The following is an 18,326-nucleotide window of genomic DNA, read 5'->3' on the forward strand; positions in this document are numbered from 1 at the left end:
GCTACCTCCATCGTCCTCAGTGTTACGGTTGCTGCTCACTCGGCGACACTGATGGTCAGACCGGCGGCAATGGCAAAAGGCGTCAGGGTCACCGCCAGGGCGGCAAGGCTGGCCAGCCACAGCAGGTGGCCAACTGCCGGCAATCCCTGCAGACTCGCTTGCAAGGCACCGCTGCCCAGAATCAGTACCGGGATGTACAGCGGCAGTATCAGCAGCGCCAGCAACAGGCCGCCACGCTTTAGACCTACCGTCAGCGCCGCGCCCACTGCACCCAGCAGGCTCAATACGGGCGTACCCAGCAGCAGCGACAGCATCAGCACCGGGATGCAGCGGCCCGGCAAGCCCAGCATCACTGCCAGCAGGGGCGCGACTATGACCAGCGCCAGCCCGGAGAACAGCCAGTGTGCCAGCACCTTGGCCAGAACCAGAAGAGCCAGGGGGTGCGGCGAAAGGACCCACTGCTCCAGCGAGCCGTCTTCGAAATCACTGCGAAACAGCCCGTCGAGCGAGAGCAGCACGGCCAATAGCGCCGCCACCCAGATCAAGCCTGGCGAAAGGCTTTGTAACAACTGGGATTGCGGACCGACGGCGAGCGGGAACAGAGCGATCACGATGGCGAAAAACACCAGCGGATTGGCCAGCTCTGCCGGGCGGCGATACAGCAGACGTGCTTCACGGGCGAGCAGCAAGGTGAATACGCCGCTCATGACGCGCGCTGCCCAAGGTCGAGTTCGCGGTAGCCGGCAGGTTTGGTCGTCAGCGTATGGTGAGTCGTGAGCACTACTAGACCGCCCTGCTCGCAATGCTGGCTGAGATGATTTTCCAGCTGTGCCACGGCCTCTTTATCCAGGGCGGTAAAAGGTTCATCCAAGACCCACAGCGGCGGCCCCGGCAGGTACAGGCGCGCCAGCGCAACACGACGCTGCTGGCCTGCAGACAGGGTATGACAGGGAACGTCCTCGAAACCACGCAGGCCCACGGCCTCCAGCGCTTGCCAGATGGCCGCTCGCGCCGCCGGATGATGCAGGGCGCAAAGCCAGGTCAGATTTTCTTCGGCGGTGAGCAAGCCCTTGATGCCGGCGGCGTGGCCGATCCACAGCAGCGTGCGGGCCAACTCGGCGCGCTGGGCCTGCAGTGGCTTGCCATTCAAGCGTATCTCCCCGCCAGTCGGCTGCATCAGGCCAGCCAGCAATCGCAGCAGGCTGGTTTTACCGCTGCCGTTGGGGCCGCAGACCTGCAGCATCTCCCCCGGAACCAAGCGCAGCTCGAGCCCCTCGAAAAGTACACGCCAGTCTCGCTCGCAGGTGAGCGCCTCGGCTTCGAGATGGGGACTGGTCAAGAGCATGGGTACCGACGGTTGGTGGATGTTGCGGCATTTGCCAATTGTGGCGCCGGAGTATCGACAGGCGCTCGGCCTATTCAAGTCGGCAGCGTCTTGGCCGCTATACTGACGCGAGTTGAATGCGCAGCCGAACCCAGACGGGGCGCGATTATACATGCCATGCCCCACCTCCCGCAGCGGGCATTTTCGACAGGGTGTAACCCCGCCAAATGAGCGAAATCAGTAGTCCCCGGCCTATTCCTCCAGCCCCTATGGCGACCCGACCCAACGCGGTGGCCAATGAGCTAGCGCTTAAGCTGCTGCAGCCCCTGCAAGGGCTTCTGGCCAGCGGCGAGACGGCCCAGGCGGAAGTGGTAACCGTCAAGGAGGTGGCGCAAAGCTTCCAGCTACTGCTGAAGCTGACCCTCGACAACGGGCGCCAGGCAACCCTGCAGGCCAACAGCCCTCGCCTGCTGGCCCAAGGAACCGCGCTGGCCGTGACCGCCCTCTCGGAAACCCAGCTGGCGGTGGGATTGCAGGCGGGCGGCAACAAGGCGATGACCAGCCTCGACCTTGAGTTGCTACCCGTCGGCACTCTGCTCCAGGGCAAGGTGGTGGCCAGCGAGCAGCTGGCCCAGAACAAATCTCAGCAAGTCATCTACAAAGTGCTGGTCAGCCTGCTCAATACGCCCCTGGCCGGCAGCAAACTGTCACTGGAAACGCCACTGGCGTTGCCGCTGGGCAGCCTGCTCAGTGCCCAGGTGCAAGGCAGCCAGGCGTTGAATTTCCTGCCGTTGAGCGGCCGCCTTGATCAACTTGCCCTTGCTCAGCAGTTGGGCAACCAGCAGAGCCGGCAAGGCTCGCTGGAAGGCCTGTTCAAAGCACTGCAAGGATTGAGCGGTAAAGAGGGCCTGCCTGACAGCTTGCGCACCAGCATCGACAAGCTGTTCGGCGCCATGCCCGACGCGACCCAGTTGAGCACCGCCAAAGGGCTGGGTACGGCTTTGGAAAACAGCGGGCTGTTTCTCGAAAGCAAGCTGCTGGCCGGTCAGGCCAGCGCGCTGCCCGCGGACATGAAAGCCAACCTGCTGCGGCTGATCACCCAGTTGCTGCCTCACCTGCCCGGCAGCGCGCCACTCAATGCCGCCAATGCGGGCGCGGCCATGGCCCAGGCGCTCCCAGCGTTTGCGCGAAATCTGCTGGGTTCGCTCGGGCAACCCAATGCGCGCCAGCAAGCGCTGACCTTTCCCCTGCCGTCGCGCCTGCTACAGGGAATGGATGGCGAAGCCGACCTGGAAATGCTGCTGAAGATGGCGGCTGCAGCCGTTTCGCGCCTGCAAACCCATCAGCTCTCAAGCCTGGCGCAGAGCCAGGTCGGCCCCGACGGCAACCTGGTGACCACCTGGCAGATGGAAATCCCCATGCGCAACCAGCAGGAGCTGGTGCCATTGCAGGTCAAGATCCAGCACGAGGAGCCACAGAAATCGCCGGCTAAGGAACAGAAAGAAACCCTGTGGAAAGTCGAGCTGGCGTTCGACCTGGAACCGCTGGGGCCGCTGCAGGTGCAGGCGCAACTGCTGCGTGGCAGCCTGTCCAGCCAGCTATGGGCGGAGCGCTCGGATACCGTCGACCTGATTGCCGCGGAAATGAGCACCTTGCGCGAACGCCTGAATGCCGCCGGACTGGAGGTTGGCGAACTGGCCTGCAATCAGGGCACACCGCCCCAAGGCCCGAAAACCTCGCTGGAACAACGCTGGGTGGACGAAACCGCATGAAAAAAACAGCCCCCCGCCAGGCCATCGCGCTGAACTACGACGGCAAGAACACCCCCCACGTCAGCGCCAAGGGCGATGATGAGCTGGCGGAAGCGATCCTGGCGATCGCCCGCGAATACGAAGTGCCCATCTATGAAAATGCGGAATTGGTGCGGCTGCTGGCGCGACTGGAACTGGGCGATGCGATTCCCGAGCAGCTATACCGCTGCATTGCCGAAATCATCGCATTCGCCTGGTACCTGAAGGGGAAGTGCCCGGATGGTTTCAATCAGGAGCGCGATCGCGACATAACCCCGCCTCTAGCGTTGCTGGAAGGGCCTCGCCGCTAGCGTCCGTTAACGACCCCTGGGTTGATTCAGTTTGCTGACCAGCTCGGCTTCGGCCTTGGTCAGACCACAGGACTGGGTCAGGTCATCGACACTGGCACCCAACCCAACCAGGCGCGCGGCCTGGGTGAAGGAAACGCTGCTGGGGTCGCGCTGCTCGATCTGGGTGAGTTTGTCAGGCAGTGGCGTGACGATCCGGCGCAACTCCTGTAATTCCTCTCCCATGCGAATGCTGCCGGTCAGGTACGCATCCAGGCGCTTACGCAACTCGCCAATGCGCGTATCGCGGGCAGCATCGCGCTCGGCTTGCAGCACGGCCATGTGCCGCTGCTGCATCACCAGCCACACACAGGTGCCGACCAGCCCCAGGCTGATCAAGGCAAGTACGACAAGGGCTACCTCGAGTATCAATCAGATGCTCTCCAGCTCTGACCACTCTTCTTCGCTCATCATCTTGTCCAGCTCGACCAGAATCAGCAGTTCACCGTTCTTGTTGCACACGCCCTGGATAAACTTGGCCGACTCGTCGTTGCCGACATTCGGTGCGGTTTCCACTTCCGACTGGCGCAGATACACCACCTCGGCAACGCTGTCGACCATGATGCCGACCACCTGCTTGTCCGCCTCGATGATGACGATACGGGTGTTATCCGACACCGGCGCTGAGTCCAGGCCAAACCGCTGACGGGTGTCGATGACGGTGACGACGTTGCCGCGCAGGTTGATGATCCCCAGCACGTAACTCGGCGCGCCCGGCACCGGAGCGATCTCGGTGTAGCGCAACACTTCCTGGACCTGCATCACGTTGATGCCGTAGGTCTCGTTGTCCAGACGGAAAGTCACCCATTGCAGAATGGGATCTTCAGAACCTTGTGCAGAGCTTTTCTTCATGTCCCTAGCCTCGTCGTAAACCGCGCGGTGCGGCGTGGCGGTCAACCCGCCTGTAAAACCCGGAAGGGTGCCGCTGGAGCACCCGATGTTGAATCATGAATCAGTGAATCTGGCCGTTGACCATCCGCTTGGTTGCACCGCTGGCGATCAACTCCGCCAGCGCGGCGATATCCAGCAGCGCACACATGTGTTCAATGACGGTGCCCGCCAGCCAGGGTCGCTGGCTACGCTGAGTACGCCATTTGATTTCCGCGGGGTCGAGACGGATCGAACGGTTGACTTGATGCACCGCCAGGCCCCACTCGTAGCCTTCCACAGAAATCACGTATTGCAAACCTTGACGAAAGTCGTCGCGATACCGCTCGGGCATGACCCAGCGCGCGGTATCCAGCACCTTCAGATTGCCGCCCTGGCTCGGCAGGATACCGAGAAACCAGTCGGGCTGACCGAACAGCGGCGTCAGCTCCTGCCCGGCCAAGGGATAGATCGAGCCCAGGCACACCAGCGGCACGGCCAGGGTTAGCCCGGCCACATCGAACAACAGACACTCGAAAGGCTCTTCTGCCCACGCAGGGCGCCCTTCCAGGGGCTGCCTGGACGGCTCGGGCGTCGGCACCAGTGCAACCTCGACCTGTGCAACCGGCACCTCTACTACCGCTGGCACCTCCGGCATGCGCAACTCGATGGTCGGCAGCACCTTCGCTTTGGCCTCGGCCACCACGGTGGTCTGCACCATCACTGGCGCGGCCACAGGCATCGTCACGCGGGCATCGCGCGCCTGCTCTTCACGAACCGCCGCCTCGAACTCATCAATGCTGATGCTATCGGCCAATTCGACGGCAGCTTCCTGCAGCAAGCTGTCCAGATAGGACTGCAAGGCCAGTTGCGGACGTGAGGCAGTGGCAACGATACGACTCATAAAGCAAACCTGCAGAAATTACCTTCATAGCTTATCGGCCGCAGCAACGGCAGACTTGAGCACTTACGCTCAGCATAGACGCTCATATCAGGCGACCTTGGTTGCCGACGGATTGGCAAGCAGATGTTTGAGCAACGCGCGATAGGCAATGACCCCTCGGCTGTTGGCATCGAACTGCGACGGAGTAAGCCCGGCCCGGCTGGCATCACGCAGGCGCGTGTCGACTGGCACATAGGCTTGCCAAAGGTGTTCGGGGTAACTGTTGCGCAATACGCGCAGCGTGCTCATCGACGCCTGGGTACGACGGTCGAACAGGGTCGGCACTATCGTGTAAGGCAGGGCCTGCTTGCGCGAGCGATTGATCATCACCAGGGTGTTGACCATCCGCTCAAGCCCCTTCACTGCAAGAAACTCCGTTTGCACCGGAATCACCAGCTGCTGACTCGCCGCCAGTGCGTTGACCATCAGCACGCCCAGCAAGGGTGGGCTGTCGATCAATGCATAGTCGAAGTCCTGCCACAACTGCGCCAGACTCTTGGCGATCACCAGACCCAGGCCGCTCTGCCCCGGCGATTGACGCTCCAGAATGGCCAAGGCGGTGCTCGATGGCAGCAGCGAAATACGTTCATTGCTGGTCGCCAACAACAGCTGCCTGGGCAGGCCTTCGGGGACATTGCCCTGATTCTGGAACAGGTCGAAGTTGCTGCGCTCGAGGGTGTCGGGATCATGGCCGAAATAACTGGTCATCGAACCATGGGGATCGAGATCGACCACGACCACGCGTTTGCCGGCATCGGCCAGCAGGCCCGCCAACGCGATGGTGGTGGTGGTCTTGCCGACGCCACCTTTCTGATTTGCTACTGCCCAGACTCTCATCTTCTTTAATCCTGCCGGTACGGGCTAGGCCTGACCGAGAACAAGCGCCGCCTCATGGGGTTGGCGACGGTGGATTGACGGCACCTGCTTGCGGTACCTGCACCGCAGGCGCCGCTGCAGGTTGCGTGCCAGCGCGCTGCAAGGCGTCATCGGGCTTGGCATTGGCACTGCCGACGCCGCTGACACTGCGGCGCACATCGAGGTTGCGCGACACCACCAACACCACCCGCCGATTGCGCGCGCGCCCCTCGGCAGTAGCGTTATCGGCGACCGGTTGAAACTCGCCGTACCCCACCGCCGCCAGTCGGCCCTGGTCGACGCCGTCCATTGCCAACATGCGCACGATACTCGCGGCGCGAGCAGTGGAAAGCTCCCAGTTGGTCGGGAACTGCGAAGTCTGGATTGGCAGGTTGTCAGTAAAACCTTCCACGTGAACGGGGTTTTCGTATGGTGCCAGGATTTTGGCGATCTTCTCGATGATGTCGAACGCCGCGTTGTTCGGCAGCGCATCGCCACTGGGGAACAGCAAACTGGAGCTGAGCTCGATCTCAATCCACAGCTCGTTGCCACTGACCTTCAACTGGTTGCTTTCGATCAGTTCGCCAAACGCCTCGCGCACCCGCGCGGCTATGCCCTCGAGCGACTCGGCGGAACCCTGGCTGACTTCCTCATCGACCTGGGAAAGATCAGGCTCTGTGGTGCGCGGCCGCTCTTCGCCCACCGGGATCGGCTTGATCGCACGGTCCTGCTGGCTGAATACGCCGGTCAGGCTGTCGGAGAGAATCTTGTATTTGCCCTCGTTGATCGAGGAGATCGAATACATGACCACGAAAAACGCGAACAACAGGGTAATGAAGTCGGCATAGGAGACCAGCCAACGCTCATGGTTTTCATGTTCTTCGTGATGACGACGACGGGCCATAGCTCACTCCATCAGTCCATGAAGCCTTGCAGCTTCAACTCGATGGAGCGCGGGTTTTCACCCTCGGCGATGGACAATATGCCCTCCAGCAACATCTCGCGGTAACGCGACTGACGCTGGGCAATCGCCTTGAGCTTGTTACCGATGGGCAGCAGCAGCAGGTTGGCGAACCCGACGCCGTAGATGGTCGCCACGAAGGCAACGGCAATGCCACTGCCCAACATGCTCGGGTCGGCCAGGTTGCCCATGACATGGATCAAGCCCATTACGGCGCCGATGATGCCGATGGTCGGCGCGTAGCCACCCATGCTTTCGAAAACCTTGGCGGCCTGGATATCGCGACCTTCCTGGGTGTACAGATCGACTTCCAGAATACTGCGGATGGCTTCCGGCTCGGCTCCGTCGACCAGCAGCTGCAGGCCCTTGCGGGCATACGGATCTGACTCGGCGTCGGCCACTGTTTCCAGGCCCAGCAGACCTTCCTTGCGCGCGACCATGCTCCAGCCGACGACCCGGTTCACGCCGCCGGCCAGGTCGATATGCGGCGGAAAGAATATCCAGCGGATGATCATCAACGCACGCTTGAACACATTGACGGGGGCCTGCAGAAACGCAGCGCCCAAGGTACCGCCGATGACGATCAAGGCTGCCGGACCGTTCAACAGCGCCGCCGCATGGCCGCCCTCGAGGTAGTTGCCGCCGAGAATGGCGACGAATGCCAGGATGACGCCAATCAGGCTTAGTACATCCATTACACGCAGGTCTCCGCCAGATGCTTGCCGATCTCATCCAGCGAATACACCGCGTCGGCCAGGTTAGCCTTCACCACCGCCATGGGCATCCCGTAGATCACGCAGCTGGCTTCATCCTGAGCCCACACCTGGCTGCCGCTCTGCTTGAGCAATCGCGCACCTTCGCGACCGTCGGCGCCCATACCGGTAAGCACCACAGCGAGAACCTTGTCGTGATAGGACTTGGCTACCGAGCCGAAGGTGATGTCGACGCAGGGCTTGTAATTCAGGCGCTCATCGCCCGGCAGAATCCTTACCGTGCCCCGCGCGTCAATCATCATCTGCTTGCCGCCAGGTGCCAGCAACGCAAGGCCGGGACGCAGCAGGTCCCCATCCGCCGCTTCCTTGACGCTGATCTGGCACAGCTTGTCGAGACGCTCGGCAAACGCTTTGGTAAAGGCCGCCGGCATATGCTGAATCAGCACCAGCGGCGCCGGGAAGGACGCGGGCAGCTGGGTCAGCACACGCTGTAGCGCCACCGGGCCGCCGGTCGACGTACCGATCGCCACCAGTTTGTAGGCCTTGCGCTTAGGCGGTGTGAAACTTGGCGACGCACTGGGAGCTGCAGCGGGCGCTGATGCCACCGGCCGCGGCGCTGCAGTGCGCGGCATCGCCGGCCTGGACAACCCAGCGGGAGCGGCTGGCGGCGCCGCGACGATACTGTGGCGATTGGTGCGCGCTATGGTGTGCACCTTCTCGCAGAGCATCTGCTTCACCTTTTCCGGGTTGCGCGAGATGTCCTCGAAATTCTTCGGCAGGAAATCAACCGCACCGGCATCCAGCGCGTCGAGCGTCACCCGAGCGCCTTCATGGGTCAGCGAGGAAAACATCAATACCGGGGTGGGACAGCGCTGCATGATGTTTCGTACAGCGGTGATGCCGTCCATCATCGGCATCTCGTAATCCATGGTGATCACATCCGGCTTCAGCGCCAGCGCCTGATCAATGGCTTCACGTCCATTGGTGGCCGTGCCGACCACTTTGATATTCGGATCGGTAGCAAGAATTTCCGAGACACGCCGGCGAAAGAAGCCGGAGTCGTCCACTACCAACACCTTAACAACCATAAACACTCCCAAGTAGCCGGGTTCTGCCCGGCTACTAACAATCACATCCGCCGTGCGTAACGCTTAAGCATGCTGGGCACATCAAGGATCAGGGCAATCCGCCCATCCCCGGTAATGGTGGCGCCCGACATGCCGGGAGTACCTTGCAGCATTTTCCCCAGCGGCTTGATCACGACCTCTTCCTGACCGACCAACTGATCGACGACAAAGCCGATACGCTGGCTGCCCACCGTGAGAATCACCACGTGACCCTCGCCCTGCTCCACATGAGCCGCTTTGCTGACCAGCCAGCGCTTGAGGTAGAACAGCGGCAGGGCCTTGTCCCGCACGATCACCACTTCCTGGCCGTCGACCACATTGGTACGGGAAAGATCGAGGTGGAAGATTTCGTTCACGTTGACCAGAGGGAACGCGAACGCCTGATCGCCCAGCATGACCATCAAGGTCGGCATGATCGCCAGCGTCAGCGGTACCTTGATGATGATCTTCGAGCCCTGGCCCTTGACCGAGAACACGTTGACGGTGCCGTTGAGCTGGGAAATCTTGGTTTTCACCACGTCCATGCCCACGCCGCGGCCGGACACATCGGAAATCTCGGTTTTGGTCGAAAACCCCGGCGCGAAAATCAGGTTGTAGCATTCGAATTCGTTCAGTCGATCGGCAGCGTCCTTGTCCAGCAGGCCTTTTTCCACGGCCTTGGCCCGCAGCTGATCGGCATCCATGCCTTTGCCGTCATCGGATATCGACAGCAGAATATGGTCACCTTCCTGTTCCGCTGACAGCACCACCTTGCCGCCGCGCTGCTTGCCCGCCGCTTCGCGCTCTTCAGGGGTCTCGATGCCATGGTCGACCGCGTTGCGCACCAGGTGCACCAGCGGATCGGCCAGCGCCTCGACCAGGTTCTTGTCGAGATCGGTCTCTTCCCCGACCAGCTCCAGATTGATCTCTTTCTTCAGGCTGCGCGCCAGATCGCGAACCAGGCGGGGAAAACGCCCGAAGACTTTCTTGATGGGCTGCATGCGCGTTTTCATGACGGCCGTCTGCAGATCGGCAGTAACTACGTCCAGGTTGGAGACTGCCTTGGACATGGCTTCGTCGCCGCTATTGGAACCCAGACGCACCAGGCGGTTACGCACCAATACCAGTTCGCCGACCATGTTCATGATCTCGTCCAGGCGCGCGGTATCCACTCGTACAGTGGTTTCGGCCTCGCTAGGCGGTGGTGCTTTTTCCGCTGCAGCCGCAGGCGCCGGGCTTGCGGCAGCTGGCTTGGCCACTTCCTTCGCAGCGGGTTTGGCTACAGGTTTTGCAGCTGGCTTGGCGGGCTCGACTGCAGCAGCGGCCGGCGCTTGGATCGCCGCAGGCTCGACGAACTTGCCTTTGCCATGCAGTTGGTCAAGCAGCGCTTCGAATTCGTCATCGGTGATTTCATCGCCAGCGCGGGGCGCACTTGGCTCAGCCGCCGCTGGCGCAGCCGGTTCAGGCGCCGAGAACTGGCCTTTGCCGTGCAACTGATCCAGCAGAGACTCGAATTCGTCATCGGTAATTTCGTTGCTTGCACTGGCAGCGGGAGCCGCAGGCGTAGCCGCCTGTGCAGGTGCTTCGGCGGCAAACTGGCCCTTGCCGTGCAACTGATCCAGCAACGACTCGAACTCGTCGTCGGTGATTTCATCAGACGCGGCGGCTGCAGCCGGGGCAGCGCTGCGCTCTTCGTCCATCGCATCGAGCAACTGGTCGAATTCGCTGTCGGTGATATCTGCTGCGGGAGGGGCGACGTTCGTCTCGACCACAGGAGCTACCGGTTCAGCACCGGCAGGCTCGGCCAGACGGGCAAGTGCGGCCAGCAGTTCAGGAGTCGCGGGAGTCGGCTCGACCCGCTCACGTACCTGCGAGAACATTCCGTTGACCGCGTCCAGCGCTTCCAACACAACGTCCATAAGCTCGGAATCGACGCGCCGCTCACCCTTGCGCAGGATGTCGAACACGTTTTCGGCGATATGACAGCACTCCACCAGCTCATTGAGCTGAAGGAATCCGGCACCACCCTTGACGGTATGGAAGCCGCGAAAAATCGCATTTAGCAGATTCATATCGTCCGGGCGGCTTTCTAGCTCGACCAACTGCTCGGACAATAATTCGAGAATCTCGCCGGCCTCTACCAGGAAATCCTGAAGGATTTCTTCATCGGCGCCGAAGCTCATAGACGTGCTCCTAAAATCCTAGGCTGGAAAGCAGATCGTCGACGTCATCCTGATTAGAAGCGACGTCTTCACGCTTATCGGCATGAATCTGCGGACCTTCACCATGGGAAGGCTGTTTTTTTTGTTCTTGTTCGGCACGTAACTCGACATGGTTGTGTTGAACCCCGGCCAAGCGGTCGACCTGGCTGGCCATCAACACCAGTTTCAGCAGGTTGCTTTCAACCTCGGTAACCAGCTGCGTGACCCGCTTGATCACCTGGCCGGTGAGGTCCTGAAAATCCTGGGCTAGCAGAATATCGTTCAGGTGACCTGACAGGGCTCCGCTGCTGCGTTCACTCAAGGCAAGAAAATGCTCGATGCGCTTGGCCAGCTCACGGAAGCCATCGGCGCTCAGCTCGCGTCGCATGAAACGGCCCCACTCCGCGCTCAAGGCCTGAGCCTCGTCGCCGATGCCATTGACTAGCGGTGCACTCTGCTCGACCAGATCCATGGTCCGATTGGCCGCTTTCTCGGTCATCGTCACCACGTAGTTCAGGCGCTCGGTCGCGTCGGTTATTTGCGACACTTCAGTGGCATGAGGTACCCGTGGATCAATCTGAAAATTGACAATGGCGTTATGTAATTCGCGGGTCAGCTTGCCCACTTCAACGTACAAGCCATGATCGCGGGTCTTGTTGAGTTCGTTAATAACCTGAACCGCTTCGCCAAAGTTGCCTTGTTCAAGGCTATCAACCAGCTGGCGAGCGTTGTGTTTCAAGGACGACTCGAAGTCGTCCAGGGGATGATCATCATGTTCCATAAAACCCTCGCGGCAGACATCAGCCGTTAACCCGCTCAAAGATTTTCTCAATCTTTTCCTTCAGCACTTGGGCCGTGAAGGGCTTGACCACGTAGCCATTAACCCCCGCTTGAGCAGCTTCGATAATTTGGTCGCGCTTGGCTTCCGCGGTCACCATCAACACCGGCAACTGCTTCAGGCGCTCATCCGCCCGTACCGCGCGCAGCAGATCGATACCGGTCATGCCGGGCATGTTCCAGTCGGTCACCAGAAAATCAAAACCGCCGCTTTGTAACATCGGCAGTGCCGTGGTGCCGTCATCGGCTTCCGCGGTGTTGGTGAACCCCAGATCACGCAAAAGGTTCTTGATGATCCGTCGCATCGTCGAAAAATCGTCAACGATGAGGATTTTCATATTTTTGTCCAAGTCGACCTCCGTACCGTCCCGAACGTAACCAGCACCTGGCTACGCCTTTTAATCATGAAACCGGCCTGGCGGGCCGTTGCAAAAAATCTGTATGGCTAAATCGACAAGCCAATATCTACCAGCCCGCTCTGCAACGACCGCTGCTTTCTAGTTCGCGCGCCACTCACCCAGGCGTGCACGCAACCGCGCGGCGCACTGGCTATGCAACTGGCTGACACGCGATTCGCTAACCCCAAGTACTTCACCAATTTCTTTCAAATTCAGTTCTTCGTCGTAATACAGCGCCAGCACCAGGCGCTCGCGCTCTGGCAGGTTGGCAATCGCATCGGCCAGGGCCGTTTGAAAGCGTTCGTCTTCCAGATCGCGAGAAGGTTCGGTGTAGGCGGAGCTGGCATCTTCACGCAACCCGTTGTGCTCGCCGTCCTGCAGAAGGTCGTCGAAACTGAACAAACGGCTGCCTAAAGTGTCCCCCAGAATGCCGTAGTAATCCTCGAGACTCAATTGAAGTTCGGCCGCAACCTCTTGATCTTTAGCGTCGCGGCCCGTTCTGGCCTCAATTTTTCGGATGGCGTCGCTGACCATGCGGCTGTTGCGATGCACCGAACGCGGGGCCCAGTCGCCTTTGCGAACTTCGTCGAGCATCGAGCCACGTATGCGAATGCCGGCAAAAGTCTCGAAACTCGCGCCCTTGCCGCCGTCGTATTTTTTTGACGCTTCGAGCAGGCCGATCATGCCGGCCTGAATCAGATCATCAACCTGCACACTCGCCGGCAAGCGCGCCAGCAGGTGATAGGCGATGCGTTTTACCAGAGGCGCGTAGCGCTCGATCAGTTGATGCTGGGAATCCTGTGCTTGCGCTTTGCTGTACATAAGGAGTCCAGTAGCTGCTGTCATGTGGCCGAATCCGCAATCGGTTGGCGTACCAAGCGTTCGACGAAAAACTCCAAATGACCGCGTGGGTTGGCCGGCAGCGGCCAGGCATCGACTTTCTGCGCGATCGCCTTGAATGCCAATGCGCATTTGGAGCGCGGAAATGCTTCGTAAACCGCACGCTGTTTCTGTACGGCCTTGCGTACCGATTCGTCGTACGGCACGGCACCTACGTATTGGAGGGCCACGTCGAGAAAACGATCAGTAACTTTAGTCAGCTTAGCAAAGAGATTGCGTCCTTCCTGGGGACTGTGGGCCATATTGGCCAGAACCCGAAAACGGCTCATGCCATGGTCACGATTGAGCAGTTTGATCAGCGCATAGGCGTCGGTGATCGAGGTCGGTTCATCGCAGACAACCACCAGCACTTCCTGAGCCGCGCGCACGAAGCTCACCACCGAGTCGCCGATACCGGCTGCGGTGTCGATGATCAACACGTCGAGATTGTCGCTGATGTCGCTGAACGCCTGGATCAGCCCGGCATGCTGCATATGGGTCAGTTGCACCATGCTCTGGGTGCCCGAGGCTGCCGGCACGATCCGAATACCGCCCGGGCCCTGCAGCAGCACATCGCGCAGCTCGCATTCGCCACTGATGACATCTTCCAAGGTGCGCTTGGCGGTCAAGCCGAGCAGCACGTCGACGTTGGCCAGACCCAGGTCAGCATCCATCAGCATCACTCGCCGCCCCAGATCGGCTAGAGCAAGGGACAGATTCACCGACACATTGGTCTTGCCGACGCCACCCTTGCCGCCGGTCACCGCGATCACCTGTACGGGATGCTTACCCATGTTATCTACACACCTTGTCTATCTTCGACTGAAGCCATGTGGCTGCTTGCGCTGCAACGAACCACGACACGAACATACTATGCCTGATCTCAACGACCACGGCTGCGCTAGCAATCAACCTGCACGACGCGCTGGCTGCTGGTAGAGCCCGGCAAACACCTCGGCCATTGCATCTTCGCTTGGCGCCTCGTCGGATTGCAGGCCAACTGCGCGGCTCACCAACTGGTGGCTGCGCGGCACTTGCAGATCATCCGGAATACGCGGGCCATCCGTCACGTAGGCTACCGGCAGGCGCTGGCCAATGGCCAGACTTAAAACTTCACCGAGGCTGGTGGCCTCGTCCAGCTTGGTCAGAATGCAGCCGGCCAGGCCGCAATGCTTATAACTATGGTAGGCCGCTTTAAGTACCTGGCTCTGGCTAGTTGCCGCCAATACTAGGTAATTCTTCACTTTTAGGCTGCGCGAGGCGAGGCTTTCCAGTTGCATGCGCAGTGCTGGATCATTGCCCGGCAAACCTGCGGTATCGAGCAGCACTACGCGCTTGCGTGCCAAGGGGGCGAGTGCCTGGGTCAGCGATTGCGAGGCGTCGACCTGGGTCACCGATACATTGAGAATACGGCCCAGGGTTTTCAGTTGCTCCTGGGCACCGATGCGGTAGCTGTCCATGCTGACCAGCGCGACGTTCTGAGCGCCGTACTTGAGTACGTAGCGCGCCGCCAGTTTCGCCAGAGTCGTGGTCTTACCCATACCCGCAGGGCCAACCAGGGCAATCAAGCCACCCTCTTCCAGCGGTTCCTGTTTCGGCGTCTGAATCGCGTGGGCAAGATGTGCCAGCAGCATGCGCCAGGCCTGACGAGGCTCGGCGACCTTGTTGACCCGCTCAAGCAGTGCACGCGACAGATCGGCCGACAACCCCATGCGCTGCAAGCGACGCCACAGATTGGCCTGCTGCGGCCGCTGGGTTTGCATCTGGCCCCAGGCGATGGAGCCCAGCTGCACTTCGATCAATTCACGCAGGCCATGCAATTCGAAGCGCATGGCTTCGAGCGCTTGCTGATTCGCCGGAGCGGGCGCTGCAGCAGCGGCTGCAGCCTGAGATTTTTTCAGGACCGCGGCCAGGCTGTCAGCGGGCACGTCAGGCTTTGCGCCAATAAGCTGGCGATCCTTGGTGCTATCACTGTTCTCGCGTGTTGCCAGTTCTGCCTGGGCCGACGCGATACGCGCCTGGGTCTTGCGCAATTCGGCTTCTAGCACCGGGTTCGCTTGGCGGGCAGGCGCAGCGGGGATCTGGTAATCCAGCGCGGCGGTCAATTCAACACCGCCCGCTACCCGGCGATTGGCAATGATCGAGGCGTCAGCGCCTAACTCATCACGCACCAGTTTCATGGCTTGACGCATATCGGCGGCGAAAAAGCGTTTGACCTGCATAGCCTGTTACCTCGGTTAATTCTGCCCCACCGTCGCAACGATGGTGACCTGCTTGTTGTCCGGAATTTCCTGGTATGCCAACACATGCATACTCGGGACTGCCAACCGCGCGAACCGTGAGAGCATTGCCCGAACCGGACCGGCCACCAACAGAATCACTGGCTTGCCGAGCATTTCCTGGCGCTGTCCTGCTTCCACTAGGGATCGCTGCAGCTTCTCGGCCATGCCAGGTTCCAGGAGGATGCCATCCTCGGAGCCCTGACCGGCCTTCTGTAGACTATTGAGCAATATCTGTTCCAACCTTGGTTCCAAGGTGATCACAGGCAGCTCCGGCTCTAGTCCTGCAATGCTTTGCACGATTGCGCGGGCCAGCGAGACACGTACCGCAGCCACCATCGCGGCGGGATCTTGACTCTTGGGAGCGACGTTGGCGATGGTTTCGGCGATGGTGCGGATGTCGCGAACCGGCACCTGCTCCTGCAACAGTGCCTGCAGCACTTTGAGCAGGGTCGACAAAGAGACCATGCCCGGTACCAACTCCTCGGCCAACTTCGGTGAGCTTTTCGCCAGCAACTGCATCAGCTGCTGCACTTCCTCGTGGCCGAGCAGCTCGTGGGCATGCTTGTGCAGAATCTGGTTGATGTGGGTCGCCACCACAGTGCTGGCGTCCACCACGGTGTAGCCGAGGGATTGCGCCTGGTCGCGCTGGGTCGGATCGATCCATACCGCCTCCAGCCCAAACGCCGGATCCTTGGCGGCCACGCCATTGAGCGGGCCGAACACCTGACCCGGGTTGATCGCCAGCTCGCGATCCGGGTACACCTCCGCTTCGGCCACGCTGACGCCCATCAGCGTCAGGCGGTAGGCGTTAGGCTGCAGATCGAGGTTGTCGCGGATATGCACCGAAGGCATCAGGAAGCCCATTTCCTGGGAGAGCTTCTTGCGCACGCCCTTGATCCGCGCCAGCAATTGCCCGCCCTGATTGCGATCAACCAGCGGGATCAGCCGATAGCCGACCTCAAGGCCGACCATGTCCACGGGCATGACGTCATCCCAGCCGAGTTCTTTGACTTCCTGGGCGCGCTGGGCAGGCAGCAGTTCCTGCTGGCGCTGGACCTCCTTGACCTCGTTTTCCTTGGTCGCGCGCTGCTTGTTGGCAATCCAGTAGGCTGCACCTGCAGCCACTAGGCCCAGGCTGATGAAGGAGAAATGCGGCATGCCGGGTACCAGACCCATGGCAATCATCACTGCCGCCGTGACCGCCAGCGCTCGCGGCGAGGCGAACATCTGTCGATTGACCTGGGCGCCCATGTCCTCGGAGCTGGAAACTCGGGTCACCATAATGGCCGCAGCGGTCGACAGTAGCAGTGACGGGATTTGCGCCACCAGACCGTCGCCGATGGTCAGCAAGGTGTAGATGCGCCCTGCTTCGGCGAAAGGCAGGTCATGCTGCAGGATGCCGATGGCGATACCGCCGATCAGGTTGATGAACAGGATCAGCAAACCGGCGACGGCGTCACCGCGGACGAACTTGCTGGCGCCGTCCATCGAGCCATAGAAATCCGCTTCCTGAGACACTTCAGAGCGCCGTTTCTTCGCTTCGGCCTGGTCGATCAACCCGGCGTTGAGGTCCGCATCGATCGCCATCTGCTTGCCGGGCATGGCATCGAGGGTGAAGCGTGCCGACACTTCGGAGATGCGCCCCGCACCCTTGGTTACCACCACGAAGTTGATGATCATGAGGATCGCGAACACCACGATACCCACGACGTAGTTGCCGCCGATCACCACCTCACCGAACGCCTGGATCACCTTACCGGCCGCGTCGTGACCGTCCTGGCCGTTGAGCAGAACCACGCGGGTGGAGGCTACGTTAAGCGCCAGGCGCAACAGGGTCGCCGCCAGCAGAATGGTCGGGAATACCGCGAAATCCAGCGGCCGCAGCGCATAGATCGCGACCAGCAGCACCACGATCGACAGCGCAATACTGAAAGTGAACAGGACGTCGAGCAGAAACGGCGGAATCGGCAACATCACCATGCCGAGCATGACCAGCAGCAACAGCGGAATGCCCAGGTTGCCCTGGCGCAATCCGGAAAGATTGCTGCGCATGTTGTCGACTACTTGTGTGCGATCTACTGCCACAGTCTTACCCCAGCTGGTTCAAACTTTTGACGCCGCAGCGCCTCTGCCGGGTTGATTGCAAGAAGCTGTCCAAGTCGCTTTGTCGACTGAAAAAACGCCAGGCACTCGAGTAAAACCGCGAACCTCCTGAGCCGTGGCCAGTCCCAACTGCTGTTGCATATTTCCTTCCAACCAGCAGGAGTACCCCATGAAAAAATGGATGATTGGCGCATGTGCCGGCTGTTTCGCCATCACTGCCCATGCCGCCGCTCTGACCGCGCAACTGCACAGCGTCAGCGCTGACGGGCAAGGCGCGGCCATTGGCAGCGTCAGCATCGAGCAAAGCGCTCACGGCCTCATTTTCACGCCGCAACTGCAGGGTCTAGAGCCAGGCGTGCATGGCTTCCACCTGCACGCCAACCCCAGCTGCGCCCCCGCCGAGAAGGATGGCAAACCGACTGCCGCTGCAGGCGCTGGCGGGCACTGGGATCCGAAGAAAACCAACAAGCACGACACGCCTTGGGGCGAAGGCCATCTGGGTGATCTGCCGGCGCTGCTGGTCACCGAAGATGGCAAAGCCAGCCAGCCCGTATTGGCGCCACGCATCAAGCAACTGGAAGAGGTGAAGGGGCTGGCCATCATGGTCCATCAGGGTGGCGACAACCACGCCGACCACCCCAAACCGCTGGGCGGTGGCGGCGAGCGCATCGCCTGCGGCGTGATCCAGTAAGCGCCGCCTGTGTGCTGAAAGCCTGACAG

The 18,326-nt window shown here is 60.8% G+C and carries 19 protein-coding genes; 3 read left to right on the forward strand and 16 right to left on the reverse strand.

All coding sequences use genetic code 11. The features are described 5' to 3' along the window. Nucleotides 1-35: 35 nt before the first annotated feature. Both ccmB and ccmA read right to left on the reverse strand, forming a co-directional pair. Nucleotides 36-707 carry a heme exporter protein CcmB gene (gene ccmB / locus ACX0MV_RS14865; protein WP_458983297.1) on the reverse strand — a complete coding sequence of 224 codons (672 nt, stop codon included), beginning with the start codon at nucleotides 705-707 and terminating at the stop codon, nucleotides 36-38. Beyond that, nucleotides 704-1,345, reverse strand: coding sequence for a cytochrome c biogenesis heme-transporting ATPase CcmA (gene ccmA / locus ACX0MV_RS14870; RefSeq protein WP_458983298.1), 642 nt, complete (start codon nucleotides 1,343-1,345; stop codon nucleotides 704-706). The genes ccmB and ccmA overlap by 4 nt, the downstream gene beginning before the upstream one ends. A gap of 206 nt (nucleotides 1,346-1,551) precedes the next feature. On the opposite strand from ccmA, the gene fliK reads away from it, so the two are divergent. After that, a complete protein-coding gene (gene fliK / locus ACX0MV_RS14875) occupies nucleotides 1,552-3,096 on the forward strand; it encodes a flagellar hook-length control protein FliK (RefSeq protein ID WP_458983299.1) in 1,545 nt (514 codons plus the stop codon). After that, entirely contained in the window at nucleotides 3,093-3,425 is a 333-nt protein-coding gene (locus ACX0MV_RS14880) for an EscU/YscU/HrcU family type III secretion system export apparatus switch protein (protein ID WP_458983300.1), read from the forward strand. The genes fliK and ACX0MV_RS14880 overlap by 4 nt, the downstream gene beginning before the upstream one ends. Before the next feature lie 6 nt (nucleotides 3,426-3,431). On the opposite strand, the gene ACX0MV_RS14885 is transcribed toward ACX0MV_RS14880, so the two are convergent. The 14 genes from ACX0MV_RS14885 to flhA form a co-directional block, all read right to left on the reverse strand. Next, entirely contained in the window at nucleotides 3,432-3,830 is a 399-nt protein-coding gene (locus tag ACX0MV_RS14885; RefSeq protein WP_458983562.1) for a DUF2802 domain-containing protein, read from the reverse strand. A gap of 3 nt (nucleotides 3,831-3,833) precedes the next feature. Beyond that, nucleotides 3,834-4,313: a chemotaxis protein CheW gene (locus ACX0MV_RS14890; RefSeq protein ID WP_458983301.1), complete on the reverse strand. Its 480-nt coding sequence runs from the start codon at nucleotides 4,311-4,313 to the stop codon at nucleotides 3,834-3,836. Between the two features lie 100 nt (nucleotides 4,314-4,413). Next, nucleotides 4,414-5,232, reverse strand: a complete 819-nt coding sequence (locus ACX0MV_RS14895; RefSeq protein WP_458983302.1) for a CheW domain-containing protein — start codon at nucleotides 5,230-5,232, stop codon at nucleotides 4,414-4,416. A gap of 87 nt (nucleotides 5,233-5,319) precedes the next feature. After that, complete coding sequence (locus ACX0MV_RS14900; RefSeq protein ID WP_458983303.1) at nucleotides 5,320-6,108, reverse strand: ParA family protein; 789 nt, start codon at nucleotides 6,106-6,108, stop codon at nucleotides 5,320-5,322. 52 nt (nucleotides 6,109-6,160) lie between these two features. Further along, nucleotides 6,161-7,030 (reverse strand): flagellar motor protein MotD, encoded by an 870-nt coding sequence (gene motD / locus ACX0MV_RS14905; protein WP_458983304.1) that lies wholly within the window; start codon nucleotides 7,028-7,030, stop codon nucleotides 6,161-6,163. An 11-nt stretch (nucleotides 7,031-7,041) separates the two neighbouring features. Further along, nucleotides 7,042-7,782, reverse strand: coding sequence for a flagellar motor protein (locus tag ACX0MV_RS14910; protein WP_458983305.1), 741 nt, complete (start codon nucleotides 7,780-7,782; stop codon nucleotides 7,042-7,044). Continuing rightward, nucleotides 7,782-8,888, reverse strand: a complete 1,107-nt coding sequence (locus ACX0MV_RS14915; protein ID WP_458983306.1) for a protein-glutamate methylesterase/protein-glutamine glutaminase — start codon at nucleotides 8,886-8,888, stop codon at nucleotides 7,782-7,784. The genes ACX0MV_RS14910 and ACX0MV_RS14915 overlap by 1 nt, the downstream gene beginning before the upstream one ends. Nucleotides 8,889-8,929: 41 nt before the next feature. Then, the gene (locus tag ACX0MV_RS14920; RefSeq protein ID WP_458983307.1) at nucleotides 8,930-11,089 is read right to left on the reverse strand and encodes a chemotaxis protein CheA; all 2,160 of its coding nucleotides are present in this window, start codon (nucleotides 11,087-11,089) and stop codon (nucleotides 8,930-8,932) included. A 10-nt stretch (nucleotides 11,090-11,099) separates the two neighbouring features. Beyond that, nucleotides 11,100-11,888, reverse strand: a complete 789-nt coding sequence (locus ACX0MV_RS14925) for a protein phosphatase CheZ (protein ID WP_458983308.1) — start codon at nucleotides 11,886-11,888, stop codon at nucleotides 11,100-11,102. Between the two features lie 19 nt (nucleotides 11,889-11,907). Further along, the gene (locus tag ACX0MV_RS14930; protein WP_458983309.1) at nucleotides 11,908-12,282 is read right to left on the reverse strand and encodes a chemotaxis response regulator CheY; all 375 of its coding nucleotides are present in this window, start codon (nucleotides 12,280-12,282) and stop codon (nucleotides 11,908-11,910) included. Nucleotides 12,283-12,441: 159 nt separating this feature from the next. Then, nucleotides 12,442-13,188 (reverse strand): RNA polymerase sigma factor FliA, encoded by a 747-nt coding sequence (fliA, locus tag ACX0MV_RS14935; protein ID WP_458983563.1) that lies wholly within the window; start codon nucleotides 13,186-13,188, stop codon nucleotides 12,442-12,444. Then, nucleotides 13,185-14,015, reverse strand: coding sequence for a flagellar synthesis regulator FleN (gene fleN, locus ACX0MV_RS14940; RefSeq protein ID WP_458983310.1), 831 nt, complete (start codon nucleotides 14,013-14,015; stop codon nucleotides 13,185-13,187). The genes fliA and fleN overlap by 4 nt, the downstream gene beginning before the upstream one ends. A gap of 114 nt (nucleotides 14,016-14,129) precedes the next feature. Next, nucleotides 14,130-15,443: a flagellar biosynthesis GTPase FlhF gene (flhF, locus tag ACX0MV_RS14945; protein WP_458983311.1), complete on the reverse strand. Its 1,314-nt coding sequence runs from the start codon at nucleotides 15,441-15,443 to the stop codon at nucleotides 14,130-14,132. Between the two features lie 15 nt (nucleotides 15,444-15,458). Further along, nucleotides 15,459-17,555, reverse strand: a complete 2,097-nt coding sequence (gene flhA, locus ACX0MV_RS14950) for a flagellar biosynthesis protein FlhA (RefSeq protein ID WP_458983312.1) — start codon at nucleotides 17,553-17,555, stop codon at nucleotides 15,459-15,461. A 220-nt stretch (nucleotides 17,556-17,775) separates the two neighbouring features. On the opposite strand from flhA, the gene sodC reads away from it, so the two are divergent. Then, nucleotides 17,776-18,297 (forward strand): superoxide dismutase [Cu-Zn] SodC, encoded by a 522-nt coding sequence (sodC, locus tag ACX0MV_RS14955; protein ID WP_458983313.1) that lies wholly within the window; start codon nucleotides 17,776-17,778, stop codon nucleotides 18,295-18,297. Nucleotides 18,298-18,326 lie beyond the last annotated feature (29 nt).

It is taken from the genome of Pseudomonas cistanchae (assembly GCF_054483635.1).

Bases quoted from the DNA above. Each gene is read 5' to 3' on its own strand.
- fliK (WP_458983299.1), top strand. From the start codon at position 1,552: ATGAGCGAAATCAGTAGTCCCCGGCCTATTCCTCCAGCCCCTATGGCG.
- ACX0MV_RS14900 (WP_458983303.1), bottom strand. From the start codon at position 6,108: ATGAGAGTCTGGGCAGTAGCAAATCAGAAAGGTGGCGTCGGCAAGACC.
- ccmB (WP_458983297.1), bottom strand. From the start codon at position 707: ATGAGCGGCGTATTCACCTTGCTGCTCGCCCGTGAAGCACGTCTGCTG.
- ACX0MV_RS14915 (WP_458983306.1), bottom strand. From the start codon at position 8,888: ATGGTTGTTAAGGTGTTGGTAGTGGACGACTCCGGCTTCTTTCGCCGG.
- ccmA (WP_458983298.1), bottom strand. From the start codon at position 1,345: ATGCTCTTGACCAGTCCCCATCTCGAAGCCGAGGCGCTCACCTGCGAG.
- fliA (WP_458983563.1), bottom strand. From the start codon at position 13,188: ATGACAGCAGCTACTGGACTCCTTATGTACAGCAAAGCGCAAGCACAG.
- sodC (WP_458983313.1), top strand. From the start codon at position 17,776: ATGAAAAAATGGATGATTGGCGCATGTGCCGGCTGTTTCGCCATCACT.
- ACX0MV_RS14895 (WP_458983302.1), bottom strand. From the start codon at position 5,232: ATGAGTCGTATCGTTGCCACTGCCTCACGTCCGCAACTGGCCTTGCAG.
- ACX0MV_RS14930 (WP_458983309.1), bottom strand. From the start codon at position 12,282: ATGAAAATCCTCATCGTTGACGATTTTTCGACGATGCGACGGATCATC.
- flhA (WP_458983312.1), bottom strand. From the start codon at position 17,555: ATGCGCAGCAATCTTTCCGGATTGCGCCAGGGCAACCTGGGCATTCCG.
- ACX0MV_RS14925 (WP_458983308.1), bottom strand. From the start codon at position 11,888: ATGGAACATGATGATCATCCCCTGGACGACTTCGAGTCGTCCTTGAAA.
- ACX0MV_RS14910 (WP_458983305.1), bottom strand. From the start codon at position 7,782: ATGGATGTACTAAGCCTGATTGGCGTCATCCTGGCATTCGTCGCCATT.
- fleN (WP_458983310.1), bottom strand. From the start codon at position 14,015: ATGGGTAAGCATCCCGTACAGGTGATCGCGGTGACCGGCGGCAAGGGT.
- flhF (WP_458983311.1), bottom strand. From the start codon at position 15,443: ATGCAGGTCAAACGCTTTTTCGCCGCCGATATGCGTCAAGCCATGAAA.
- motD (WP_458983304.1), bottom strand. From the start codon at position 7,030: ATGGCCCGTCGTCGTCATCACGAAGAACATGAAAACCATGAGCGTTGG.
- ACX0MV_RS14880 (WP_458983300.1), top strand. From the start codon at position 3,093: ATGAAAAAAACAGCCCCCCGCCAGGCCATCGCGCTGAACTACGACGGC.
- ACX0MV_RS14920 (WP_458983307.1), bottom strand. From the start codon at position 11,089: ATGAGCTTCGGCGCCGATGAAGAAATCCTTCAGGATTTCCTGGTAGAG.
- ACX0MV_RS14890 (WP_458983301.1), bottom strand. From the start codon at position 4,313: ATGAAGAAAAGCTCTGCACAAGGTTCTGAAGATCCCATTCTGCAATGG.